At 59.0% G+C, this 1,385-nt stretch carries 2 protein-coding genes; both read left to right on the top strand.

The window, feature by feature from the left end; translation table 11 throughout:
* Positions 1-1,199, top strand: a 1,199-nt coding sequence (istA, locus tag C3418_RS23510; RefSeq protein WP_103859377.1) for an IS21-like element ISAs29 family transposase, incomplete at its 5' end; no start/stop codon positions are given.
* 14 nt (positions 1,200-1,213) lie between these two features.
* A partial coding sequence (locus tag C3418_RS23505; protein WP_181023152.1) for an ATP-binding protein occupies positions 1,214-1,385 on the top strand: 172 nt, incomplete at its 3' end.

Genomic DNA, 1,385 nt, shown 5'->3' with positions numbered 1-1,385 from the left:
ACAGCTACTCCCAGTTCTGTGACCGTTACAAGTCCTGGTGTCAGTTGCAAAAGCGCTCCATGCGCCAGATCCACAAGGCGGGGGAAAAGCTCTTTATCGACTACTGCGGGCCCACGGTGCCCATCGTGTCGCCGACTACGGGTGAGGTCCGTCAGGCACAAGTCTTTGTCGCCGTGCTCGGTGCGTCCAACTACACCTTTGCCGAGGCCACCTGGTCCCAGTCACTGCCGGACTGGCTGCAAAGCCATGTCCGTGCCTTTGAGTTTTTCGGTGGTACACCGGCACTACTGATCCCCGACAACCTCAAGAGCGGTGTCAGCAAGGCTTGCCGATACGATCCCGAGCTCAACCCCAGCTACCAGCAGTTGGCCGAGCATTATCAGGTGGCGGTGATGCCAGCTCGTCCTTACAAGCCCAAGGACAAAGCCAAGGCCGAGGTGGGTGTGCAGATCGTCGAGCGCTGGATCCTGGCCCGTCTACGCCATCAGACCTTCTTCTCGCTTGCCGAGCTCAACCAGTGCATCCGGGCTTTGTTAAATGAGCTCAACGAGCGCCCGTTCAAGCAACTGCCCGGTAACCGACGTGAAGCGTTTGAGCAGTTGGACCGCCCGGCACTGGGCCCACTGCCGGTGCATCCCTATCGCTATGTCGCCATCAAAACGGTCAAGGTCAACATCGACTATCACGTCAGCTATGAGCAGCACCATTACTCAGTGCCGCACCAGTATGTGGGTCAGCAACTGGAGCTCCATGCGGGCGATACCCTGCTTCAGGTCTATCACCAGCAGCAGCTGGTCGCGAGCCATCCGCGTAAAACCATCCCGGGGATGAGCACACTCCCTGAGCACATGCCAGAACGTCACAGCAAGCAGCAACGCTGGACGCCAGGGCGTCTCAAGCAGTGGGCTGCCGACATCGGACCGGGCACCCTGTGCTGGGTTAGCGAACGGCTGGAAGAGAAAGCCCATGCCGAGCAGGCATACCGACTCTGCCTGGGGCTACTGAGTCTTAGTCGAGAGTATCCAGCATCACGGGTTGAAGCCTGCTGCCAGTTGGCTAATCGGGAAGGACTGGTGCGACTCAAACAGCTCAAGTCGGTGCTGGCCAGTGGCCGTGACCAACTGCCCGCAAGCCAGCTCAGTTATCCAGAACTGCCGCAAGAGCACGAGAACATCCGCGGCCCCCAGAGCTTCCACTAAAGAGGATACGTCCCATGACCCAACAAACGCTGACCCGCTTGAGACACCTGAAACTGACTGGCATGGCGGATGCCGTGCAACAACAACTGGAACAGGCAAGTACCTACGAAGGGCTGCCCTTCATCGAGCGGCTAAGCCTGCTGGTCGAACACGAACAACTGAGCCGGGAGCAGCGTAAACAAGCTC

Origin of the sequence: Aeromonas sp. ASNIH8 (assembly GCF_002919855.1) — a bacterium.
Lineage (GTDB): Bacteria > Pseudomonadota > Gammaproteobacteria > Enterobacterales > Aeromonadaceae > Aeromonas > Aeromonas caviae.
This window is presented reverse-complemented; position numbering and strand designations above follow the sequence as displayed.